The 6,239-nt window shown below is 50.4% G+C and carries 7 protein-coding genes and 3 tRNA genes; 7 read left to right on the forward strand and 3 right to left on the reverse strand.

What is annotated here, in order from left to right; all coding sequences use genetic code 11:
- Window positions 1–4: 4 nt before the first annotated feature.
- From speE to QCB44_RS09835, 3 genes are all read left to right on the forward strand, one after another.
- A complete protein-coding gene (gene speE, locus QCB44_RS09825; RefSeq protein WP_279409777.1) occupies window positions 5–853 on the forward strand; it encodes a polyamine aminopropyltransferase in 849 nt (282 codons plus the stop codon).
- Window positions 854–1,121: 268 nt separating this feature from the next.
- On the forward strand, window positions 1,122–2,312 hold the full coding sequence (locus QCB44_RS09830) for a type III PLP-dependent enzyme (RefSeq protein WP_279409778.1): 1,191 nt from the start codon (window positions 1,122–1,124) through the stop codon (window positions 2,310–2,312).
- A 15-nt stretch (window positions 2,313–2,327) separates the two neighbouring features.
- A complete protein-coding gene (locus QCB44_RS09835) occupies window positions 2,328–2,747 on the forward strand; it encodes an OsmC family protein (RefSeq protein ID WP_279409779.1) in 420 nt (139 codons plus the stop codon).
- Between the two features lie 109 nt (window positions 2,748–2,856).
- On the opposite strand, the gene QCB44_RS09840 is transcribed toward QCB44_RS09835, so the two are convergent.
- The 3 genes from QCB44_RS09840 to QCB44_RS09850 all read right to left on the reverse strand — a co-directional run bounded on the left by QCB44_RS09840 (window position 2,857) and on the right by QCB44_RS09850 (window position 5,554).
- Window positions 2,857–3,282, reverse strand: a complete 426-nt coding sequence (locus QCB44_RS09840) for a DUF805 domain-containing protein (protein WP_279409780.1) — start codon at window positions 3,280–3,282, stop codon at window positions 2,857–2,859.
- Window positions 3,283–3,408: 126 nt separating this feature from the next.
- Window positions 3,409–4,707 (reverse strand): adenosylmethionine--8-amino-7-oxononanoate transaminase, encoded by a 1,299-nt coding sequence (locus QCB44_RS09845; protein ID WP_279409781.1) that lies wholly within the window; start codon window positions 4,705–4,707, stop codon window positions 3,409–3,411.
- A 76-nt stretch (window positions 4,708–4,783) separates the two neighbouring features.
- Entirely contained in the window at window positions 4,784–5,554 is a 771-nt protein-coding gene (locus QCB44_RS09850; RefSeq protein ID WP_279409782.1) for a pseudouridine synthase, read from the reverse strand.
- A 181-nt stretch (window positions 5,555–5,735) separates the two neighbouring features.
- On the opposite strand from QCB44_RS09850, the gene QCB44_RS09855 reads away from it, so the two are divergent.
- The 4 genes from QCB44_RS09855 to QCB44_RS09870 form a co-directional block, all read left to right on the forward strand.
- Window positions 5,736–5,820: transfer RNA gene (locus QCB44_RS09855), tRNA-Tyr, on the forward strand.
- Between the two features lies 1 nt (window position 5,821).
- Window positions 5,822–5,896, forward strand: a tRNA-Gly gene (locus tag QCB44_RS09860).
- A gap of 71 nt (window positions 5,897–5,967) precedes the next feature.
- A tRNA-Thr gene (locus QCB44_RS09865) sits at window positions 5,968–6,043 on the forward strand.
- A gap of 62 nt (window positions 6,044–6,105) precedes the next feature.
- A partial coding sequence (locus tag QCB44_RS09870; protein WP_279409794.1) for a GTP-binding protein occupies window positions 6,106–6,239 on the forward strand: 134 nt, incomplete at its 3' end.

Raw genomic sequence — 6,239 nt, forward strand, 5'->3', positions numbered from 1 at the left:
AAGCATGGCACAAAACTACCTGGAAACGCTTTACCCAACGTGGGGACAGCAATTCGTGATGGACGAAGTGCTGTTTGAAGTGGATACCGGTCATCAGCATCTGGTCATTTTTAAAAATGAACAGTGGGGGACGGTGATGGCGCTGGATGGCGTCATTCAGACGACCGAAAAAGATGAGTTCATCTACCACGAAATGATGACCCATGTGCCGCTGTTGGCGCATGGCAACGCCAAAAAAGTGTTGATCATCGGCGGCGGCGACGGCGGCATTCTGCGTGAAGTGCTTAAGCATGAATCAGTGGAAGCGGTCACCCAGGTAGAGATTGATCAGCAGGTGATTGATATGTGCATCCAATATTTGCCGAATCATTCTGCCGGCGCCTATGACAATCCGAAGGCGAACATTGTGATTGCCGACGGCGTGGATTTTGTTAACGAATGCACGGAAAAATTCGACGTGATTATTTCCGATTCCACCGATCCAATGGGGCCGGGCGAGGTGCTGTTTACCTCTCGTTTCTATCAGGGAATCAAAAACTGTTTGAACGAAGGTGGCGTGTTTGTCGCTCAGAATGGTGTGAGCTTTATGCAGTTGGATGAAGTGACCACAACCTTTAAGCGCCTGTCACCGCTTTTTGAGCAGGCCTCCTTCTATTCCGCTGCGGTGCCGACTTATGTCGGTGGTATTATGACGTTTGCCTGGGCCACCGATAATCTGCAGCTGAAAAGTCAGTCGGTTGAGGTGATTCGCGAGCGTTATGAAGCCGCCGGGATTTCAACGCGTTTCTATACACCTGAGTTGCATGTCGGTTCTTTTGCCTTGCCAAAATATGTGCAAGATGCCATGGCTTGAGGTGAGTGTGATCGATTCTCAATCGATTGAACAGGCCTGTTGAAAACAGGTCGAACAGGATTTATTGTTAAAAGAGAACGCGCCGCTTTATGGCGCGTTTTTTGTACAAGGAATTTGCTGTGCCGGAGCGGAGCATTCATAAAGCGAACCGCAACCGCACGCACGATGCCGGGCACGCAGTGCTGGCCGTTGAACGATTTCGCGTACTTTTTAACCGGCTTGCGCAGTCGTGCAGAGCCAGGTTGTTTTCAATTTGGAGAAAACATCCATGAATAGAGAAGAATTGGTTCAGCACTTTGCTGAACAAACCCACCCTGATGAGTTGGAGCAGTTTGACCGTTCCACCCTGAAAGAGCTGATTCAGCAGCATGAAACGCCGTTTTTGGTACTCGATCTACAAGAGGTGGAGTACCAATATCGTGCCTTGCAAAATGCTTTGCCGGGTGTAGAGCTGTTTTATGCGATTAAGTCCTTGGCGCACCCGGAAGTGATTCGCCGTTTGAAGAAACTGGGCGGTCAATTTGACCTCGCCACTTCCGGTGAAGTGGATTTGGTCAAAGGTCTTGGGATCGCGGGAAATCAGTGCATTCATACCCACCCGATTAAAAAGGATCGCGAAATTCGTCATGCCTTGGAATTCGGTTGCACGCGTTTTGTGGTGGATAACCCGGCGGAAGTACTGAAATTTGTGCCTTATAAGGACCAGGTTGAATTAATGATTCGCGTCAGTTTCCGTAGTCAGGATGCGATTGTGGATCTGTCGCGTAAATTCGGCTGTGTTCTCGAAGAGTTACCAGGCCTGGTGGATTTGGCGATGAAACACGGCATGACGGTTTCCGGCTTGTCTTTTCATGTCGGCTCGCAGTCGTTGTCGCCAACCGCCCAGGTGAATGCGGTGCAAGCGTCGATTGCCGCAATGAAAGAGATGGCCCATGTTAACTGGAAATGGCTCGATATTGGTGGTAGTTTCCCGGTTTCTTATCAGGGACCGGTGATGCCGATTGAGGATTTCTGTGCGCCGATTGTAGAGGCGTTGCAGGAAGTGCCGCAAGGTGTGCGTGTATTTGCCGAACCGGGACGGTTTATTTCGGCGCCGTCGATGATTGAGGTGATCCGCATTATCGGTAAGGCGAAGCGCGGTGCGCGTACCTGGTACTATCTGGATGACGGTGTTTATGGTGCTTTGAGCGGGCAGATGTATGATCATGCCAAGTATCCGATTGCGCCGCTAAAACCGATCGATCCGACGGGGCCGTTTTACCCCAGTGTGCTCGCAGGTCCGACTTGCGACAGCATCGATGTGGTGGATGAAGACATCGAACTGCCGGATTTAGAGGTGGGTGAGATTCTGATTGCCAAGCAAATGGGCGCTTACACCATTGCGTCGGCCACCGAATTTAACTATTATCCTAAGCCGAAAGTGGTGGTGGTGGAAGATTTGATCGACCACGCCGATTAAGCATAAGGATAGAAGATGGCAACAATCATTAAATGGCAAGGCGGCATGGCCTTTGAAGGCACCACGGAAAGCGGACATTCAGTATTGATGGATGCCGCGCCGGAGGTGGGCGGTGAAAACAAAGGCGCGCGTCCGATGGAGATGGTGCTTTTGGGGCTGGGGGGCTGTACCAGCATCGACATTATTATGATGCTGAATAAAAGTCAGCCGGATCTGGTGAAGGATTGTCAGGTTGAAATCACAGCCGAGCGCGCGGACAGCGTTCCCAAGGTGTTCACCAAAATTCACGTGCACTTCAAAGTGTTTGGCAGCGGATTAAATGTCAAAAAAGTGGAACGCGCAGTGAATTTGTCGGCCGAAAAATACTGTTCGGTATCCAAAATGTTGGAAGCGACGGTAGAGATGTCTCATGATTTTGAGATCATCGAAGCCTGACGGCCATGCCCAGGCCTGTTGAGTTTTTAAGCAGGTTTGGATTGGCACACGGTATTAAAAAGCCAGCGTTTGCTGGCTTTTTTGTTTGTATGTTTGTTGGAATGGCGGATCAACGGATCATTTCAGGGCTGTCGGGGGCCGCGCCACTGTCGGTTGGTTTTGGTGTTGTCGTCGGATATTTGCTACTCATGCCGTATTGGTTTTCACCGGGTTGACTGTCAAGCACGGCAAAAATGATCAGTACGATCGGGCCGATTAAGGGAATGAGTCCAATCAGCATCCACCAGCCGGTGCGTCCGATGTCGTGCAAGCGGCGCGCCAACACAGCGAGAGAAGGAATAAACAGCCCCAGAGAGTAGATGGTTGTCAGTAATCCAATGCCATAGACTTCGTCATAAACATTAAACGACATATCGATGACGGTCAGTACGAAATAAAAGATCAAATAGAACAGCAGAAACAGCCAGTACTGTTTGCGGGTTGCCCGGCCCGAAAAGTCGGCGTATTGTTTGATGGCGTTTAAAAACTCATTCATGAAAAGCCCCTTTGGTTGTTTGAGCTATAAAATTGCGTCTTTTTGCGTAATTGATTATGGGTGAAAAGGGCAGGGGTGTCAAACTGGGCAGGCCTGTCCAGTTTGATGTGTGGGTTTGGGTTGTGGTTATGCTGTGTTTAAAGCAGTGAGTACCGCCTTGACCATGCCGTCAGTCAATTGTGTCAGTTGTTCCATGGGGATATTGAAAGCCGGCATGGTGTAGATCAACGTGCCGAATGGTCGCAGCCAGACGCCGTTGTCGATCGCATTGGCCTGGATGGCCGGGCCCAAATCGCTCCGTTCCAGCTCAATCACGCCTATGGCGCCCAGGACGCGTACGTCTTTAATTCCCGGCGTGCTTTGCAGGGGAAGCAGTGCGGTTTGTAAATGACGTTCGATTTGTTGCACGTTGGTTTGCCAGGGCGTTTCCAGTAGCAGGTCAATGCTGGCGATGGCGGCCGAGCAGGCAAGCGGGTTACCCATAAAGGTGGGGCCGTGCATCAGTAGGCCCGGAGTGCCGCGGCTGATGGTCTCGCTGATGTGGCTGGTGCAGAGCATGGCCGCCAGTGTCATGGTGCCGCCGGTCAGCGCTTTGCCGACACACATAATATCCGGTGATATATCGGCCCAGTTGCAGGCAAACAGCTGGCCGGTGCGGCCAAAACCGGTGGCGATTTCGTCCGCAATCAGCAGTACATTAAATTCGTTGCATAAAGCGCGCAGCTGTTTCAGGTAATCTGGCCGGTAGAAGCGCATGCCGCCAGCACCTTGTACGATCGGCTCTATGGTGACAGCGGCGATGTTGTGATGATGCTTTTCGAGCAGGGTTCTGAGCGCGGCCAGGTCTTGGTTGTCGGATTCTATGTCAAACCCCATTTCTGGAGCCGGTGCATAATAGTGTTGCGTCAAAATGTGGCTAAACAGATGGTGCATGCCGTTTTCCGGATCGGATGCCGCCATGGTGGCAAAGGTGTCGCCATGGTAGCCGTTGCGCACGCTAAGCAAACGGTTTTTCTGCGGTTGTTGGCGGCTGATCCAGTATTGCAGCGCCACTTTAATCGCGACTTCCATGGAGACCGATCCCGAGTCCGCTAAAAAGACTTTGTCGAGGCCGTCCGGGGTAAGCTCAATCAAGCGTTTGCCGAGTTCGATTGCGGGTTCATGGGTTAAGCCGCCGAACATAATATGCGGCATGGTATCGATCTGATGGTGTAGGGCCTGGCTGATTTTTGGATGGTTGTAGCCGTGAATGGCGGCCCACCAGGAAGACATGCCGTCCACCACCTTGCGATCATCCGCGAGAGTAATGATGGAGCCTTGTGTCGATTTCACGCCGATGGCTGGGGTCGGGTTGGGGGTTTTGGCATAAGGGTGCCAGATGTGTTCTTGATCGTATTTGAGGAGTTCGGCCCAGTTTTGTGACATGTCGCTTTCGTACTTATGAGAGTGAATGAGGCTTCATTATAGAGTATGAAGAGGCTCTGTCTCCAGGGGGATTTCGTTAAGGGTTAAGGGTAAGCTGATTAGGTGTTGCATCCGCTAGATTAAGCGCAAGCAAGGCCTTTTGGAAAGTGGATTCAAGTGGGGCGTTGATCGTCATGGTTTCGCCATTGGCCGGGTGAGTAAAGCGCAAGGACGTAGCGGCGAGGTAAAGGCGGTGTTGTCCCAGCCAACCATTAAAAAAATGATTATGATGGCGGTCGCCATAGCGTACATCCCCGATAATGGGGTGGCTGATATGATTTAGGTGGCGGCGCAGTTGATGTTTGCGTCCGGTTTGCGGGGTGAGCTGTACAAGTGAGTAACGTTGTTGTGCATAACGATGAATAGTCTGGTCAACAGTAACAGTACCAAGTGTGTGATAGCGCGTTGTGGCCGTTTGCGGTTCGCTTTGTTCTTGTTTGTGTTTATCGGCGATGCGATCGCGTTGATATTTTAGAGGGTGATCAATTAGGCCCGTAGGTTCTGTCCAGCCGCGGCAGAGGGCCAGGTAGGTTTTTTCAATAGTATGCGTGCTGAATTGTTCGCCTAATTGTTTTGCAGTTTCTGAATTTAGGGCAAACAGCAGTAAACCAGAAGTCGCTTTGTCTAAACGGTGAATGGGAAAGACTTTGTGTCCGATCATATCACGCGTCATTTGTACCGCAAAACGGGTTTCATGTTTGTCGATCGGGGAACGATGAACCAACAGGCCTGCTGGTTTGTGGATGGCAACCAGATGTGCGTCCTGAAATAAAATCTTAAATTGATCAAATTGAGTGATGGTATGCATAAGACCTCGTTGGCGGGGTTGACCTAAAAAATAACACAACGATTATAGTCATGAGTGATGTGCGGCAAGCGAATTTATGACCAAAGCCTTTTATTTTACGAAATATTCAAAATAATTTAAGAAATGGATAAATTGGTGTTGACAGGCTGTAAATTATCTATAGAATACGCACTCACAATTCGGAGGGTTTCCCGAGCGGCCAAAGGGGGCAGACTGTAAATCTGCTGGCTCAGCCTTCGGTGGTTCGAATCCACCACCCTCCACCATGCGGGTATCGTATATTGGCTATTACCTCGGCCTTCCAAGCCGATGAGGGGGGTTCGATTCCCCCTACCCGCTCCATATTCTGAAAAGGCTCTCTTGTTTTTCGCTTTAGGCGAATGGTGGGAGGGCCTTTTTATTATTAGGTTTACGCTTCCATAGCTCAGTAGGTAGAGCGCATCCATGGTAAGGATGAGGTCACCAGTTCGATCCTGGTTGGAAGCTCCATTGTTTAACAGAAGCAGGCGCTGTATCTTAACGGGTTGGTGTCGCTTAACGGAGTTTGCATCATGGCAAAAGAAAAGTTTGAAAGAACGAAACCGCACGTAAACGTTGGTACTATCGGTCACGTTGACCATGGTAAGACAACTCTGACTGCGGCATTGACAATTGTTCAAGGTAAGAAGTTTGGTGGTGAAGCGAA

Origin of the sequence: Thiomicrorhabdus sp. zzn3, assembly GCF_029767755.1 — a bacterium.
Taxonomy (GTDB): domain Bacteria; phylum Pseudomonadota; class Gammaproteobacteria; order Thiomicrospirales; family Thiomicrospiraceae; genus Thiomicrorhabdus.

Excerpts from the sequence above, each read along its gene's own strand:
- speE (WP_279409777.1), top strand. The coding sequence starts at position 5 with ATGGCACAAAACTACCTGGAAACGCTTTACCCAACGTGGGGACAGCAA.
- QCB44_RS09830 (WP_279409778.1), top strand. The coding sequence starts at position 1,122 with ATGAATAGAGAAGAATTGGTTCAGCACTTTGCTGAACAAACCCACCCT.
- QCB44_RS09835 (WP_279409779.1), top strand. The coding sequence starts at position 2,328 with ATGGCAACAATCATTAAATGGCAAGGCGGCATGGCCTTTGAAGGCACC.
- QCB44_RS09840 (WP_279409780.1), bottom strand. The coding sequence starts at position 3,282 with ATGAATGAGTTTTTAAACGCCATCAAACAATACGCCGACTTTTCGGGC.
- QCB44_RS09845 (WP_279409781.1), bottom strand. The coding sequence starts at position 4,707 with ATGTCACAAAACTGGGCCGAACTCCTCAAATACGATCAAGAACACATC.
- QCB44_RS09850 (WP_279409782.1), bottom strand. The coding sequence starts at position 5,554 with ATGCATACCATCACTCAATTTGATCAATTTAAGATTTTATTTCAGGAC.